This window comes from Pontibacter harenae, assembly GCF_020907245.1.
GTDB lineage: Bacteria > Bacteroidota > Bacteroidia > Cytophagales > Hymenobacteraceae > Pontibacter > Pontibacter harenae.
Genome location: NZ_JAJJWH010000047.1, coordinates 1 through 14,521 on the forward strand (window position 1 = coordinate 1; position 14,521 = coordinate 14,521).

Here is a 14,521-nt window from a genome sequence, read left to right on the forward strand (position 1 = left end):
TTCTTAGGAAATAGTACTCGCGCCATACTGGGCGCACACAACACCTATAAAGTAGCTATGCCACTTCATAACCCAGCCCGTTACAAGGGCTTCCAAGCATGAATAGTTAAGATGAAGTAGTCTTGATAATGGCTACTTGGAAAGGAAGCTACTATGGTAGCGTGAGTGATGGTAAAGAAGTTCCACGTCTTGAAGGAGTAGCGGTAATGATAAGGGCAGATTATTATGATCGCCTTTTGGCTTTAAATGATAATGACTTTTGCTTCGTCTTAAGGCTGGCTAATACTGAAGAGCGTGTATAGAAAAAGCTAACTACACAAGGTGGACTGGTTTAACAAACAGATGTACTGCTTTGAAGAAAGTCAGCCAGATCGAGCTCCTCTTTTCTCTGTTCATCAATGGCAATTCGCTCCAGAATGTCAGAAACTGTAAAAGAGGTTATGCCTGCCATCTCCTTCGCCTTTTCACTCCATTTTTCATACCCGCCCAAGTCAGGGAACAGCGTCACATACCGTCCTTTCAGCACCAGGCACCGCTCGCGGGAAAGGTTTCCCTTGCTGCCAGTGGCCAACCACACGTACCCGGGCAGGTAGGCCATGCACACGGTGGCTGTTTTCTCGCTCTCCACCACAGCCACGGGCTTGTCGGGAAACTGACGCAGCAGGTGCTCCCCGAAAAGGCATTGTTTGAGGTTATAATTCTCCTTTCCCAGGTATTTATGCGCCCAATCAATGTGGTCTTTGGGCTCTTTAACTCTTTTCCCGCTCCTGGCGTTATAAAGCATGGTCTTTCCTGTCCTGATTTTCCCCTGTCGGTCGATCTGCCAGAACACCGTGGCACCCGGCCACCTTTTGGACGTCCCGATGTGATAAAGCGAGATGAGCTTTTCTGCTGTCTCAACCCCAAGCTTGTCTGTGAGGAAGCGCACGAAGCTGTTTTGGCCATAGCACCTGCGGCTCTCTCTTAGCTTTTCGAGGGGAACATAGGAAACAGGCTTCTCCGATGTGTTGCCAATGGGTTGCTGCTGGGTTGCCCGCCGTTGCGAAGGGTTTGATTCTCGGGTTGCAAACCGTTTGCACTAGGGTTGCTTTTTGTTTGAGACCATGTTGCAGCCGTTTGCAAGCCGTCCCGTAGCCACGGGTAATCGGTGAAAAACTGCCTGGGCGAGTAGTGGTAGCCGCACTTGCTCTGCCTGTTGCAGCTTCCCACCGTCTCATGCACGTATTGACCTGTCTCGGTGTCAACGTAGCGCGTGAACTTCCTCTTCTTGCCGCAGCCGGGGCAGGCAAAACGCGTGTTCCTGCCGTTGCCGTAGGGCTGGAGTATGTATCTGTACTGGTTCATGTCTTGATTTCTTCTGCAAGTCACGTTGCACTTTCGGCACTCTCGGCATTTTTAATCTTGGGTCGTGCCGAAAGTGCCGAAAGTGCAAGGGGTTTACAGCTGCTTTTCATACTGTCCGTGTCCTGTTTTCGTGAAGAGCGCCTTCTGCTTGAGAAAGTTTTTGAAGGTGCGCTCAGGGACACTGTTATGCTCCGCCAGAAGCAGGCCCTCGCCCGTAGTGAAGTGTTGCGGCAGCTGCTGATAGAGGTTCCGCTGCCACTGGCTGTAGCGGTCGAGCGGGTCCTCGTTGTGAACGATGCGCTGCACCACCTTCGCCGTGTTGCGGAAGTACTCGGCCAGCAGAATCGCCCCCTCCACGGCCTTTAGCTCTGTTGCCTCCTTCCTGGCCTCGTTGCAGGACCAGGCCATTAGCTGCAGCACCAGGGCAAAGCGGATGGCGTAGGACTCCAGCTTCGTATACACTACCTGCAGGCCCTCACTTGTGGCTGTGTTGCAAAGGTCGGTATTGGTAATGAAACACCATGCCCCTGTGCCCTGCGTGCTGCAGATGCGCCTTTACCCGCCGCAGCGCAAAGCCGCTGTACCGCTCCTGCAGGTTCCAGAAGTGGCTGTCACTGTGGTTAGATGCCGTGTTGCCCATTGTTGCCCATTGTTGCCGATAATCGTTGCTGTTCGTTGCCCAAAGGCAGGGCTTCCGTTCCTGAACAGGAAGCGGTGGCGTTGCATCAATGAGGAGAAAATAAATTTCCGCTTGCCTGTTGCCATGCTGAAAACATTGTTACATTTGCGTAACATAATACTTATATATAACGATAAGAAGAAATGGAGATCTCAGAAGAGGGGCTGCCGATAGTGGACGTACAGGTGGAGAGCTTCTCGACCACGCCCTTCCGCATGTCCACCCCGGAGGAGCAGCAGGCCTCCTACGAGCGCTACTACAGCCGGGTCTTCTCGGTGAAGGACGCCTTCATCACCCCGAAGCGCTTCCACGACTGGTTGCGCTCGGGGCTGTTGCCCCTGGACATACCCGAGGGCAAGAAGAATTTGATGAACCTTCCCGAGTTCATCTGGGTAAAGCTCATCAGCAGGCTGCGCCAGGTGGGAACGCCCCTGGAGCACATCCAGGCGCTGAAGGAGTACCTTTTCGCCGAGATAGACGTGCAGGCGCTGGCGGCGATGGCGATGCAGAACGCCGAGGCGCTCACCTGGGTGGGAAGGATGCTCGACCGCTCGGGCATGGCCGAGGAGCACCGGCAGGCGGTGCGCGACGAGCTTGCCGCTGAGGCGCCCTTCGCCTCCGTGCAGGGTAGGCAGAGGTACACGGTGCTGGACTCGGTGCTCTTCCACCTGCTGGCCAGCCGTGACGAGGCGGGCGTGCAGCTGCTGCCGGAGGGCTATTTCGCGCTGTGGATGGAATCCTCGGGCGAGCCGCGGCTGAGGGGCACCCACGTCTACCTCTCCATCACCGAGCAGGTGCACATCTTCCGCACCAGCGGGATATGGGAGCAGCGCACCGAGAAGCTCGAGGAGCTGACGCCCGAGGAGTGGCAGGTGGTGTGGGCCATCCGCGACAGGCGGGCCAAGGAGGTGACGGTGAACTTCGTGGAGAAGGGGGAGCGGAGGCGGTTGGACATCACCACCACCACGGGGGAGGTGCTGGACCTGGCGAGCCTGAACGAGGAGGTTATCCAGCGGATCATCCAAGGCAAATTCACCGACGTCAGGATGAAGGGGCAGGACGGCAAGACGCTCTACATTGAGCGCAAGAAGAGAAGGCGCGTGTAAAAACACTGCTTTCCTTATTATAGGCTTGGCAAGGTAAACAGTAACGCCAAAAAGCCTCTGGCAGCAGGGGCAAGCCTAAGCAACCATCGGCAAACCTGTAAAAGCAGCAGGAAAGTCACATGAACGGTACTGAAGACCTCAGACCGAAAAAAGGAAGGGCCGCCGTACGGGAAAAGCCTGACGGAGGCGCAAACGGACCACTCCGTGCAAACCTTAACCAACCAAAAGCAACCGTTAACAAAACAGCAAGGCCGCAAAGGACAACAGGCAAAGCAACCAAAAGTAAACAGTCCCAAAAAGGGGGGAAACGAGGAACAGACGCAGCAGGGGGAAAGCCTCTACGGCTTGATCGGGCAGGATGAGCAACTAAGGGCCTGTCACACTCAGAAGCTCCTGGACACGCTAGGCTACAGCCACTTATCAGCTGATGAGGCCTCGGACATTGTGGAGCAGATGCTCCGCCTCTGCACGCTGATGTACGAGATGCTCCTGGAGCAGGGGCAAAACCGTGAGGAGGAAAAGAGCTTTACTACGGAGTCAGCGGCAACCGAGGCCAAACAGAAAGCAACCGAAATCAAACGCATCAGCAAACAGGATTAAACAGGCAGCAACCACTAAGACGATGAGAAAGCAACCAAAGGCAACCGATGCCAAACCGAAAGCAACCAATGGGGACACCGATCTGAGCCTCTTCGCACTTCCGCAGCAGATCGGGAGGAAGAAGGTCAAGGCGGTGGCCAGGGGCAAGGTGGCCGTGATCTACACGCGCGTCTCCACCAAGGAGCAGGCCGAGACGAACCAGAGCCTGGAGACGCAGCTGGAGCGCTGCCGCCTCTACGCCGACCGCCACGGCTACGAGGTGGTGGAGACCTTCGGCGGGACCTACGAGAGCGCCAAGAACGATGAGCGGAAGGAGTTTCAGAAAATGCTGGATTTTGTTCGTAAGAGCCGCCATAAGATAGGTTATATCATTGTTTATAGCCACGACCGTTTCTCTCGTTCAGGCTCTAATGCCATTCATATTACAGATCAGCTTTCCCAGCTTGGCATAGCCGTGGTGGCCGTCACACAACCAGTTGACACCATGACTGCCTCTGGTAAGCTACAGCAGGGCATCCAGTTCCTCTTCTCGCAGTTCGACAACGACCAGCGGCGGGAGAAGTGCATGACGGGTATGGAGGCGAAGATTCGCAAGGGCTACTTGGTGGGCAAGGCACCCATGGGCTACGACCAGCTGAAGGTGAACGGGGAGCAGGTGATAAAGCCAAACAGGACAGGGAAGCTTATCTGCCTGGCTTTTCAGCTGAAGGCGGAGCAGGGGCTGTCGAACACCGACATCATCCAGCGGCTGAGGGCGCAGGGCCTGACGCTCTATAACCAGACATTGACAAAAATCTTCCGCAACCCCTTCTACTGCGGGCTTATCACGCACGGGCTGCTGGAGGAGGGTGAGGTAATTGTAGGAAGGCACGAGCCGCTCATCTCCAGGGATACCTTCCTTCGGGTGAACGGGCTACAGGCGCAGAACGTCCACGGCTACACACAAGTGAAGGAGGATGAAGCCTTGCCGTTGCGCCACCACATCAGTGCGGCGTGTGCTCAAAGCCGCTAACGGGCTACGAGATGAAGAAGAAGGGCATCCACTACTACAAGTGCAACACCAAAGGCTGCTGCCTGAACAGAAACGCTGGCAAGATGCACGAGCTCTACCAGGGGCTGCTGAAAGAATATCAAATCGACCCGATCCTCTTGCCGCAGGTGCAGGAGATGATGGGGCAGGTGTTCAAAAAGCTGAGCCAGGACCACGAGCAGGAGGAGAAGCGGCTGAGGCTGCAGCAAACTGAGCTGAAGAAGAAGCTGGACACGCTGGAACGCCGCTATGCCTACGGGGAGATCGAGCGGGATATCTTCTCTAAGTTCAGCGGAGAGCTGAAAACGGAGATGCGGGAAACAGAGGTGAACCTGGAAAAACTCTCGGGCCCTTTATCGAACCACCAAACGCTGCTGGAAAATGGGCTTAAAATGATGCTAAGTCTCTCATCCACATGGGTTAAGGTAGATGCGAAAAAGCGAAGAAGGCTGCAGGCACTGGTGTTTCCCGAGGGGGTAGCTTATGATCGCGAAAAGGAGGCTTATCGAACCACCAGGGTGAACACCTTTTTCGGCCTTGCAAGCGAGATTTCGCAGAAAACGGAGCAAAAAGAAAAAGGGAAAAGCGATCCTGAAAATCACTTTTCCCTTTCAGTAGTCCGTAGGGGACACAAACTTAGTTATTGTTGCTGAACATAGCTTTACATAAAACATGCTTAAAACAGCTTTTAATGCATATTTAGCAATATGGTTTGTAAAGGTAAACAAGGTAAGAATAGGCTATATTAAATATTAGTGTCCGAAATGTGTCCGAAGTTTCGGACAAACCCGTACATTTGTCTACACCCTTACCGAAAGCCGCAAATGACCGTAAAATACTACCTCGACAAGCCCAACGGCGACGCCGTCACCGCCGTCTACCTCTTCGCCCGCATGGGCAAGCAGACCGTCAAAGTAAAGACGGGCGACTTCATCCACCCCAGGTTCTGGAACATCAAACCCAATAAGGACGGCAACCACGTGAAGGGCACCTACTCTGACGTGGTTGAGCTCAACTACAGCCTGGACAACCTGCGCAACAGGGTGCGCAACGCCTTCAAAAAGCGCATGGAGGAGAACCCCGCCTTCCGCTTCCCCGACTTCAAGGAGGACATCCTGGCCCTGCTCCACCCAGCGGAGCCCAAGGTGGGCAAAACTTTCCTGGAGTACTACGACGAGTACATCGGCTCGAGCGAGTCTCACCGCAGCCCCTCCACGCTGCGCAAGTACCGCGGCATCTACAACCACCTGGTCAACTTCAGCGAGAAGAAGAAATACCCGCTCACCTTCGAGGGCATCAACATGCGCTTCTTCGACGAGATGAAGGACTACCTGGTAAAGGATCTAAAGCACACCGACAACACCGTCTGGAAAACCTTCGCCACGCTGAAGGCCTTCATGGTGTGGGCGCTGGAGCGGGACCTGCACCAGAACCTTTCCTTCCGCAAGTTCAAGGCCATACAGCGGGAGGTGGACACCATCTCGCTTACTGAGAAAGAGCTGCAGACGCTCTATGAGAAGGACCTCTCCAAGAACCCGAGGCTGGGGCGGGTGCGTGACGTGTTCTGCTTTGCCTGCTACACGGGGCAGCGGTACTCAGACCTGGAGAAGCTCAGGCGTTCCGACATCAAGGGCAACGTCTGGGCGCTGAGGCAGAAGAAGACAGACAGTGTCAACAGGGTGCCTCTGTTGCCGCAGGCGATGGCCATTCTGGAGCGCTACAGCGAGGATGCTGCGCCGTTGCCCGTGCTCTCGAACCAGAAGATGAACGACTACCTCAAGGAGCTGGGCGAGCTGGCGGGGCTGGACGAGCCGACGAGCGTCACCAGCAGGAGGGGAGGCGAGAGGATAGAGGACACGAAACCCAAGTACGACTTCATCACCATGCACACGGCCCGCAGGACCTTCATCACGCTATCGCTGGAGAAGGGGCTGAGGCCCGAGATCGTGATGAGGGTGTCGGGCCACACCAACTACCAGACCTTCAAGAAGTACATCAAGATCACCGACAGGATAAAGGAGCAGGAGATGCTGAACGTTTGGGCTATGCCAAAGCCTAAGGCTGAGCCGCTGCCGCAGGAGTAGCAAAGGCAACATGCCAGGGCAACTTTTGGCAACAGAAACAAAAGGGGCAATAAATCATAAACTCAATAAAAGCAATAGAGCGTCAGCAACACGTTGCAATGAGATAGCAACGTATGTCGGTCCTACAGGTAAACCTAATCAGCTGTAAACAGCCTAGAACAAACCACTTATGAACATAGAGGAGTATATTTCATTTATTTATAAAGGCGAAGAGCCTTTATGGGAGCAGCAGTATGTAACAGAGCACGAACGGGAGTACTATGCAGCTTCCCCTGGAAAGCTGCAGCTTGAGCTTTGGGGCTACTACTACAAGGGCTCGTTTGGGGAGGAGAGGCCGTCCAGAAAGCGCCGTTTCCTGGATAGCCTCTACAACGCCTACCCCGATGACAAGGATGATTTCATAAACTTTGTAAAGAAGAGCGTGAACCAGATTCCTGATGAGGTGCTGGATCTGTATATCAGGATGTATCTGGAGGAGGTGTTCAAGCAGGAGGTTAGGGAATGGCAGGAGAGGCTTGTAACGCAGAAGACCAGCCAAGAGGGAGGCAGCCAGCCCGCTCGGGAGCGGATAAAGCCTGGCCTCTTGACTCTGGAGCAAATCAGGGATCATCTGATGAAGGGGCTAACGGCGAAAAGCATGTACACCAATGAGCCAATCATGACGGAAGCGCAGGTAGAGCATCTTATAAAAGCCAACGTGGAAGACGGGGAAGAACCTGTAGATGTCAAAAAAATAAAATCCAACGGTGATGCCAAAGAAGTGCAAGCTGTACTTTACGATTTTTATGCCCTGAATGAGGTTCCTTACGCACCTATTGGGATGTACTGTGCCATGGCGTTGGATAACTTTATGGATTTCAACGGTATAACCTCCATTGACGCCTTCAAGAAAAACTTCTCTAGGCACAGTAATGTGAAGCGACGTTAAACGCCGTTAACGACGTCAGGTACGCAAGCGCTACCCTTACTTACTTTGAATCATGATAACCACTAAACGTTAAAAGCCGTGATTCAAAACCAGTTCTTTTTCCAGTTGCCCGTAGAGGAGGCAATAGAGCGGATCGCACAGCGCGTTACGCAGCACCTTCAGGCAGTTTCCACCCAGGAGCCGCCTAAATCAAAACCAGAGGCGGAGGAGCCCATCTCCATAGACGAGGCCTGCGCCCTGTTGAAGATCTCCAGGGTGACGCTCAACAACTGGCGTCACCAGGGGCTTGTCACCGTGCATGGCATGGGCCGCAGGAAGTATCTTTACAAATCCGAACTGATGGAAAGCCTGAAGCAACCCAAGCGCCACGGCGGCAGGGGCAACAGGGGCCTTTCACGCTATAACGCCGAAAGCGGCAGGGCGGCATGATCAGTCAGGAGATGTTTGCCCAGGAACAGCGCATACGCGATGTACTGGGCAGGCAACGCTCCGCTGTTCTATACGAGCAGGAGCGTTACCGAGCCTACCTATATAACCCCTCGGCAAAGGCCAAGACGCAGGAGGCATGGAAAGAGCGAATATCTGCCAACACTGAGGCCTCCAACCTACTGGCAGAGTACCTTGCAGACTATACCGTTGGGCAGCACGGCGTGCTGAAATACCTTCGCCGGGCGGAGGAGGAGGCAAAGACCGCCAAACAGACCCTACTCTACCTGGACCGTATCCACGAGGAGCGAACCAAACGCAAAGCAGCGGAGCTGGCCGAACAGATTGCTTACCGACTGATGGGGGATCAGGTGGACCTGCTGGAGCCGCAGCTACAGGCCTCATGGCTGGAGGCGGTAAACGGGGAGCTGGCAGTCTACGAGCAGATGGTACGGGAAAGGAGGGAACGCCATGGATAGTTCGCTACCGAACCTGATACCCATTCCGACAGCCACCAGCGGACAGCCATACGGCACCAGCTCATCTCAACACTCCCAAGGAGTCGGCCAAAAAGCGAATGGCGGCGAACAGCAGATCGACACTAACAGGGAGACGACGCTCCTGGAGCCAGACGTGGGACTTTTCCTGGTGAAGTCGGCCAGCGAGTGGAGCGAGGGGGCAAGGGCCAAGCCCATTCCGATGATGCTCTTCGACAGATTCTGGTATGAGGGCGAGGTCTGTATCCTTTTCGCCGATACTAACCTGGGAAAGTCCATACTGGCTGTGCAGATCGGTGTCAGTATAGCACTGGGGGAGCGCATAGCTGGTTTTGAACTGGAGGCGCAGGCACAGACCGTTCTGTACCTGGATTTTGAGCTCACAGACAAGCAGTTCGAAGCCAGGTACTCGGAGAATTTCCAGGATCATTTCTTCAGGCCTGGCTGTGCGGATAACCTGCTGCGGGCGGAGATAAACCCAGAGGCTGATCTACCCAAGGGCTTCGCAGATTTTGAGAGCTACCTGTGCCACTCGATGGAGCTGGAGTTGGTGCGGACGGGGGCAAGGGTGCTCATCATAGACAACATCACCTACCTGGGAACGGACACGGAGAAGGCCAAGGGAGCACTGCCCCTAATGAAGCATCTGCAGAAGCTTAAAAAACAGTACGGGCTCTCGATCCTAGTGCTGGCGCACACGCCCAAGCGCGACATGGGCAAGCCGCTGTCAAAGAACGATATCCAGGGCAGCAAGATGCTCTCCAACTTCTGCGACAGCAGCTTCGCCATTGGCGCAAGCGCACAGGACCCGCAGACCCGCTACCTCAAGCAGGTGAAGCAGCGTCAGACAGAGGAGCGCTACGGCGCGGAGAACGTGGTGCTGTGCCAGATAAACAAGCCCTTCAACTTCCTGATGTTCGAGTTTATCGGGTTCGGCAGCGAGAGGGACCACCTGCGTCAGATGGAAGAGGGTGAGCGGGAGCATCAGATAAGAGAGGCCACAGAGCTGAAAAAGCAGGGGCTTTCCAACGGTGCGATAGGTGCCAGATTCGGTGTTTCTGAGGGCGCGGTGAGGAAATGGCTAAAGAAAGCAGAGGATCCCGGTGCTCCGTTTTAGCCACGTACGCACGTACCTGGTTCTACTGGTACGTGCGTACGAACCTCGGCATAAGGCGTGTGTCGGCACAGGTGCAGGACAAAACAAAAGAAATAGATTATTCAAATTTAAATCAGAATGAAATGGAAACCACAGATATCACAGAGCATGTACGGCTTCTCAGGGAGCAAGGCGTCTCCATACGGGATGCCGTCGAAATGCTAGGGGTAAGCAAGTACGCCGTGGAGATGGCGGTGAAAAAACTGGCTTCTGACTCGTCGGAGGCCAGTGCTCGGACAGGTGCAACAGATATACCGCCATGCTGTCAGACAGTGCAACAGACAGATGAAAACGTTGCCCAGACATTGCAACAGCCAGTGGAAATGAAGCAACAACTGCTCTTAAAGACGGCCCTTGATCCAGATATAAAAGCGTTTTTATACCCTGAAACAGGCGTAGACACAGTAGGAAAAGCCGTAGAAGTGCCTGATAGGCCGTTTTATAGGGATGTATACGCATTTATGCTGCAGTATAGGAATGCTGTAAGGGAGATACAGCGGGGCGTTGTTACATGCAGAAGCGTTTGGCAACAGACTGTGCTGCGAAAGTACCTGAGGAAGTTGGAAGAGCTGAAGGCGGGTGCGGAAACTCTCTGCGCTAAGTACGGCGAAGACTGTGCCTCGCTGTTGGTATACGGGTTGCTGCACGCCCTGGAGAGCTTTCTGCTAACAGCGCCCGTAGTATCCGTGCAGGTAATGGGTGTCACCGTTAACACAGTCAGGTTTCCCCAGGACAATGAACTGGTAGAGCTGTGCGCAGAGGCGCTGAGGTCAGAATTCTTTGTCGGGGGAAAAAACCAGGAATCAGGGGAATTACCTGACAGCGATGATGCAGACCCTTCTGGCCCTGCATCCCCGCTTACAGAGAATCCCTTGCCGCATCCCCTGAAGTTCATTGGCCTTAACATCTAGCCCGTGAAAACAGAAATGAGCATGCGAAGGATAAGAATTCGTTCCGACCTGTGCCGTCGCAACGCACAGACACGGCCATCCTTGAAGGCTTCGATACCAGTCATTTTTAAGAGTTAATTTACCGTTCTCACCTTTTTATATCGTTATCATAAACCACATTAACAGCAACATCATGCAATCACACATTCAACAGATCAATGCGGCAGCAGAGCAGCTGCGCCGCCGCACACCGAGTCACCAGGCATTCGTGGCCATACGCCAGTACATGGACAATAACAGAGTGGACTACTATATGGCCCTTGATCGGCTAGGCCAGCGGCTGGGGATAAAGGGGGCCGTACACCCTGCCTTCGATGAGGAGTCGGGTCAGCACGAAGGCTGGGTGGCCGCTGTGCAGCTAGAGGAAAACAATCCACTGGACGGGCAAGAAGGGGAGGCAGGTGTAAAGTTTTTCAGCAGCTACAACGACTGCTGCGTCTATGCGGCTAAGAAACAGATCGTGCAGCTGATGAAGGTGCCGAATTTGATCAACCACCTTGTGTAGATACAGCCTAAGGATAAACGCCTAAAGCAAAGAGAACCGCCTATTACTAGGCTGGCTCTCTTTGCTTTAGGCGTTTTATTTTCGCTAATCTCTGGTTCCCCGTAACACTCGGTGAGGGGGCTGGAGTTGGAAGTCCTGTGTTTTGTCTATATATTAGAAATTGTATATTATTTAAAGGGGGGACTGATCCAGCGTCTTGCGGTGGTTCGGTTCACTGACATACTCTAACTTATTAAAGAACGGAAAGGGAAAGAATGGCGGAGTGTGTACAGTGCGGTGATTTCACCAAATACAGTGGCGGTCTGTGTTACAAGTGCTATAAGGGCAAGGAGAGCGGAGGTGCGGCGGTGGCCGAGGCGGCTGCTTCGCCTACAGCGATCAGGCCAGCGAAAGAGAGAGGCGACAATACCTGGGTCTATAACCTGATTAAAGGGAGGATAGCAGAAACGCTCGTAGAGCAGCTTTTCCTCTCGTTGGGCTTCCAGGTGTTCAAGTACGGCATGGAGAACACCATCCCAGGCATCATGGACCTTTTGAAGGGCGTGCGGGATGAGGTGGCCATGGAGATAAGGCGAATGCCCGACCTGGTGGTGTACAAAGACGGCAAGGCCCATTTTATCGAGGTGAAGTTCAGGGCCAGCGGAAGCTTCCAGCTCAGGGATATCGACAAGAACCAGGACTACCCATACCAGAATGCCCTGATCGTACTCGTATCAAAGAAGCATATCAAGTGTATATCTTTCCTGGAGCTGGAGGATGGAAAGGAGATAACCCCAACCTGCAGGAACTATCTGGGCGGCCGAAAGGAGTTTGAAACGGACAAGGACAAGATCATAGAGTATTGCCAGTACGCCGTAAAGTTCTTCGAGAATGTGTAGCTAGCGCCTACATTATTGAACCTCGTGGCACTACATGCAGCGCAGTATTAGAGGTGGGCATAGCATACTTTAATAAGCCTGGCAGTGTTTGGACTTGGTTTGAATTCGATAATCAACAAAGCAAATTAGGAAAGTACATTTGATCATCACAGTCTCGAAAGTGTCTATTTTATAGAACGGTTTCTTACTAAATGGCTTTATTCAAAGTACAGATCGTTCATGTATCCCACAATATCATTGTACCTTACCTTGTAAACCCCAGTTCTTGCGAGACCAATGATTTCAACTTGAGATCCAGCTGGAACAATTTCTATAACTCTAGAGACTACATGATCATCCTCTTTTAGCTTCCCATCTATCTTTAATTTTCTTGCACGATCCACTAGTACGCTACTGTTTCTTTTTACATTTATTATGATGTTTCCGACTGCTTTATCTATTCCATCTGAAATAAAATACCTAACTGAAAATTCCCCGAAAAAATCTTGTGAAGGAACATACTTAGCAACGCCATTTAGGATAGTAATCTTTCCTCCTGTTTTTGGTGTTTCAATATGAGTTAAAGTTAGTTTGTCGTTATTTTTGTCAGAACAACCTGCTAAAATATCGAAGGTTAACTCATTGTTTATAGTTGTGCTGAACTTCTGATTAGTAGCTTCAGGAGGTAAGTTTAAATTATCACCTTTACCCTTTGGAACAGCAGTAAGGTTAATCTTGTCATGCTTAACAGTTGCTTCTGTTTTATTTGCATTAATAAATATGAAAGTGCCTGTGTAGTTTTCTAACTCAATTTTCCTTGGTGTAATATTTCTGTCGTTTTGTGCATTATACTTATTTACATATTTTCTTAAATCAGCATATAACGATTCGGTTGTGATAATTTTATCTTTATAATTTTTTTCAAATGCATTCAGCAACGCACTCATAAACAAACCGTCTGGCGTTTTTTGTTTATGAGTGCCTGCCGTTAAAACTGTACGGCTCCCTTCTCCACTCATTGTTGTTAAGAGTTTATCCTCATAACTTCCTCCTTTATCTTCAAAAGCTAAACCTGAAGTACAAGCATCGATAATGAACAGTATGTGTTTTATTTTATTAATTCTGCTCCATTCTTTCGTATCAGATATCTTTAGAACATTACTTGCAAACTTGCCTGGTTGGGCATTGATAAATTGCATATATCCTGTGTTTCCGTCTAAGTCTTCCGCGTGTCCAGAATATAAAAATATAAGTCTGTCATCAGGAGATAAAGTAGTCCTAAACCTATCCATCATGTAATAGGATACTAATTCAGGTGATGCTACCCTATCAAAGGCAACATAAACAGTATCAACACCTCCTTTCAATAAGAGGAATTTAGTAAATTTGATAATATCAGTTTCGACTTTTGGCAGTGGTTTTAAGTAATTATAATTACTTACTCCAGTTAAAAATGCAACTGTCTTACCAAAGGGAGGTGCATCATAAAATGTACTGTTATAAATATCAGAAACCATCTCCCATGCTTTCTGAAAGGAGCTTTTTCTGTTGGGTATGTAGTAACACTTAACTCCGTCTTTAAGAGTTATGTAATGAATTTTCTCTTGGCCATAGCAAAGAGTGCATGCTAATGTTAAGACTAGAGTAATATAAAGGTTTTTCATTGTGTTTGCTCCTCTGTTTTTTCTTTTCGCTTATCAAAATAATATCTCCAAAAGAACCCGTTTTCGAAAGCAACTATAAAAGTCATGAATCTGGGAGAAACTGACCTAGAGAGGTCAACATCAGCATCTTGAAAAGCTGCTAATAAGGGCAGAAAAACTATAGGTGATAAAAAGAAGGGGGCAATGAAAGTACCAAAGTCAAATTTTTTTCTTTGATTTTTTGCCATTTCAAAATGATAGTAAAAGTATTGAGCAGTCATTCCAAGAATCATTGAAATATACAGTAGGATTATATATATAATTTCCCCTGATGGTCTACCTCTGTAATTCTCTTCAGGCTTGAGGAAATTAAAAACATTAATCAAGAATATGACTGTTAGAAACCAAGTAGTAATGCGTATTATCAATGATAAATAATTTCTTGCTTTTATAGAACCTATGATTATAGATACAAAAACGACCAAAAGAGAAATTGAGAGCAATATTTCTATCTGTATAGTCATTTATCAACTGTTTATTGTAGTTTTAAAATTGTTTATGAAAATAACAATAATAAATATTATTATCAAGGAATCTAGTGTTATAAATTTTAGATATGAAAAGAACTAATAATGAAGGTTTGAGAATTGTTGCTCGGACAGGCAATTATTGACAGTAACTGTTGCATTACAGTCTTTGGTCTTAATGTGAATTGG

Annotated in this window: 19 protein-coding genes; 13 read left to right on the forward strand and 6 right to left on the reverse strand. The window is 50.6% G+C overall.

Annotation, left to right across the window (positions count from 1 at the left end; translation table 11 throughout):
- Positions 1-128 precede the first annotated feature (128 nt).
- Positions 129-302 (forward strand): hypothetical protein, encoded by a 174-nt coding sequence (locus LN893_RS17345; protein WP_229972307.1) that lies wholly within the window; start codon positions 129-131, stop codon positions 300-302.
- Positions 303-331: 29 nt separating this feature from the next.
- Here the strand turns inward: LN893_RS17345 and LN893_RS17350 are convergent, their stop codons facing one another.
- The 4 genes from LN893_RS17350 to LN893_RS17365 form a co-directional block, all read right to left on the reverse strand.
- Positions 332-928: a DUF6371 domain-containing protein gene (locus LN893_RS17350; protein WP_229972308.1), complete on the reverse strand. Its 597-nt coding sequence runs from the start codon at positions 926-928 to the stop codon at positions 332-334.
- A gap of 35 nt (positions 929-963) precedes the next feature.
- On the reverse strand, positions 964-1,368 hold the full coding sequence (locus LN893_RS17355; RefSeq protein ID WP_229972309.1) for a PG0870-related protein: 405 nt from the start codon (positions 1,366-1,368) through the stop codon (positions 964-966).
- 69 nt (positions 1,369-1,437) lie between these two features.
- Positions 1,438-1,806, reverse strand: coding sequence for a hypothetical protein (locus tag LN893_RS17360; RefSeq protein ID WP_229972310.1), 369 nt, complete (start codon positions 1,804-1,806; stop codon positions 1,438-1,440).
- 13 nt (positions 1,807-1,819) lie between these two features.
- Positions 1,820-1,984 carry a hypothetical protein gene (locus tag LN893_RS17365; protein WP_229972312.1) on the reverse strand — a complete coding sequence of 55 codons (165 nt, stop codon included), beginning with the start codon at positions 1,982-1,984 and terminating at the stop codon, positions 1,820-1,822.
- A gap of 182 nt (positions 1,985-2,166) precedes the next feature.
- On the opposite strand from LN893_RS17365, the gene LN893_RS17370 reads away from it, so the two are divergent.
- The 12 genes from LN893_RS17370 (at position 2,167) to LN893_RS17425 (ending at position 12,183) form a co-directional block, all read left to right on the forward strand.
- Positions 2,167-3,129, forward strand: coding sequence for a hypothetical protein (locus LN893_RS17370; RefSeq protein ID WP_229972314.1), 963 nt, complete (start codon positions 2,167-2,169; stop codon positions 3,127-3,129).
- A 204-nt stretch (positions 3,130-3,333) separates the two neighbouring features.
- Positions 3,334-3,729 carry a hypothetical protein gene (locus LN893_RS17375; RefSeq protein ID WP_229972316.1) on the forward strand — a complete coding sequence of 132 codons (396 nt, stop codon included), beginning with the start codon at positions 3,334-3,336 and terminating at the stop codon, positions 3,727-3,729.
- Positions 3,730-3,751: 22 nt separating this feature from the next.
- Entirely contained in the window at positions 3,752-4,741 is a 990-nt protein-coding gene (locus LN893_RS17380) for a recombinase family protein (protein ID WP_229972318.1), read from the forward strand.
- An 11-nt stretch (positions 4,742-4,752) separates the two neighbouring features.
- A complete protein-coding gene (locus tag LN893_RS17385; RefSeq protein WP_229972320.1) occupies positions 4,753-5,412 on the forward strand; it encodes a hypothetical protein in 660 nt (219 codons plus the stop codon).
- Positions 5,413-5,583: 171 nt separating this feature from the next.
- On the forward strand, positions 5,584-6,843 hold the full coding sequence (locus LN893_RS17390; protein WP_229972322.1) for a site-specific integrase: 1,260 nt from the start codon (positions 5,584-5,586) through the stop codon (positions 6,841-6,843).
- Between the two features lie 169 nt (positions 6,844-7,012).
- Complete coding sequence (locus tag LN893_RS17395; RefSeq protein ID WP_229972324.1) at positions 7,013-7,771, forward strand: hypothetical protein; 759 nt, start codon at positions 7,013-7,015, stop codon at positions 7,769-7,771.
- A 78-nt stretch (positions 7,772-7,849) separates the two neighbouring features.
- Positions 7,850-8,200, forward strand: coding sequence for a helix-turn-helix domain-containing protein (locus LN893_RS17400; protein ID WP_229972326.1), 351 nt, complete (start codon positions 7,850-7,852; stop codon positions 8,198-8,200).
- A complete protein-coding gene (locus LN893_RS17405; RefSeq protein WP_229972328.1) occupies positions 8,197-8,676 on the forward strand; it encodes a hypothetical protein in 480 nt (159 codons plus the stop codon). The genes LN893_RS17400 and LN893_RS17405 overlap by 4 nt, the downstream gene beginning before the upstream one ends.
- Positions 8,669-9,811 carry an AAA family ATPase gene (locus LN893_RS17410; protein WP_229972330.1) on the forward strand — a complete coding sequence of 381 codons (1,143 nt, stop codon included), beginning with the start codon at positions 8,669-8,671 and terminating at the stop codon, positions 9,809-9,811. The genes LN893_RS17405 and LN893_RS17410 overlap by 8 nt, the downstream gene beginning before the upstream one ends.
- Positions 9,812-9,843: 32 nt before the next feature.
- Positions 9,844-10,761, forward strand: a complete 918-nt coding sequence (locus LN893_RS17415) for a hypothetical protein (RefSeq protein WP_229972332.1) — start codon at positions 9,844-9,846, stop codon at positions 10,759-10,761.
- Positions 10,762-10,933: 172 nt separating this feature from the next.
- On the forward strand, positions 10,934-11,305 hold the full coding sequence (locus tag LN893_RS17420; protein ID WP_229972334.1) for a hypothetical protein: 372 nt from the start codon (positions 10,934-10,936) through the stop codon (positions 11,303-11,305).
- A gap of 254 nt (positions 11,306-11,559) precedes the next feature.
- Complete coding sequence (locus LN893_RS17425; RefSeq protein ID WP_229972336.1) at positions 11,560-12,183, forward strand: hypothetical protein; 624 nt, start codon at positions 11,560-11,562, stop codon at positions 12,181-12,183.
- Positions 12,184-12,380: 197 nt separating this feature from the next.
- Here LN893_RS17425 and LN893_RS17430 read toward each other — a convergent pair whose 3' ends face one another.
- Both LN893_RS17430 and LN893_RS17435 read right to left on the reverse strand, forming a co-directional pair.
- Complete coding sequence (locus LN893_RS17430; RefSeq protein WP_229972338.1) at positions 12,381-13,826, reverse strand: cadherin-like domain-containing protein; 1,446 nt, start codon at positions 13,824-13,826, stop codon at positions 12,381-12,383.
- A complete protein-coding gene (locus tag LN893_RS17435) occupies positions 13,823-14,329 on the reverse strand; it encodes a hypothetical protein (RefSeq protein ID WP_229972340.1) in 507 nt (168 codons plus the stop codon). Before LN893_RS17435 ends, LN893_RS17430 begins: the two co-directional genes overlap by 4 nt.
- Positions 14,330-14,521: the final 192 nt, after the last annotated feature.

Bases quoted from the DNA above. Each gene is read 5' to 3' on its own strand.
- LN893_RS17345 (WP_229972307.1), top strand. From the start codon at position 129: ATGGCTACTTGGAAAGGAAGCTACTATGGTAGCGTGAGTGATGGTAAA.
- LN893_RS17365 (WP_229972312.1), bottom strand. From the start codon at position 1,984: ATGGGCAACACGGCATCTAACCACAGTGACAGCCACTTCTGGAACCTG.
- LN893_RS17370 (WP_229972314.1), top strand. From the start codon at position 2,167: ATGGAGATCTCAGAAGAGGGGCTGCCGATAGTGGACGTACAGGTGGAG.
- LN893_RS17380 (WP_229972318.1), top strand. From the start codon at position 3,752: ATGAGAAAGCAACCAAAGGCAACCGATGCCAAACCGAAAGCAACCAAT.
- LN893_RS17385 (WP_229972320.1), top strand. From the start codon at position 4,753: ATGAAGAAGAAGGGCATCCACTACTACAAGTGCAACACCAAAGGCTGC.
- LN893_RS17390 (WP_229972322.1), top strand. From the start codon at position 5,584: ATGACCGTAAAATACTACCTCGACAAGCCCAACGGCGACGCCGTCACC.
- LN893_RS17395 (WP_229972324.1), top strand. From the start codon at position 7,013: ATGAACATAGAGGAGTATATTTCATTTATTTATAAAGGCGAAGAGCCT.
- LN893_RS17405 (WP_229972328.1), top strand. From the start codon at position 8,197: ATGATCAGTCAGGAGATGTTTGCCCAGGAACAGCGCATACGCGATGTA.
- LN893_RS17410 (WP_229972330.1), top strand. From the start codon at position 8,669: ATGGATAGTTCGCTACCGAACCTGATACCCATTCCGACAGCCACCAGC.
- LN893_RS17420 (WP_229972334.1), top strand. From the start codon at position 10,934: ATGCAATCACACATTCAACAGATCAATGCGGCAGCAGAGCAGCTGCGC.
- LN893_RS17425 (WP_229972336.1), top strand. From the start codon at position 11,560: ATGGCGGAGTGTGTACAGTGCGGTGATTTCACCAAATACAGTGGCGGT.
- LN893_RS17430 (WP_229972338.1), bottom strand. From the start codon at position 13,826: ATGAAAAACCTTTATATTACTCTAGTCTTAACATTAGCATGCACTCTT.
- LN893_RS17435 (WP_229972340.1), bottom strand. From the start codon at position 14,329: ATGACTATACAGATAGAAATATTGCTCTCAATTTCTCTTTTGGTCGTT.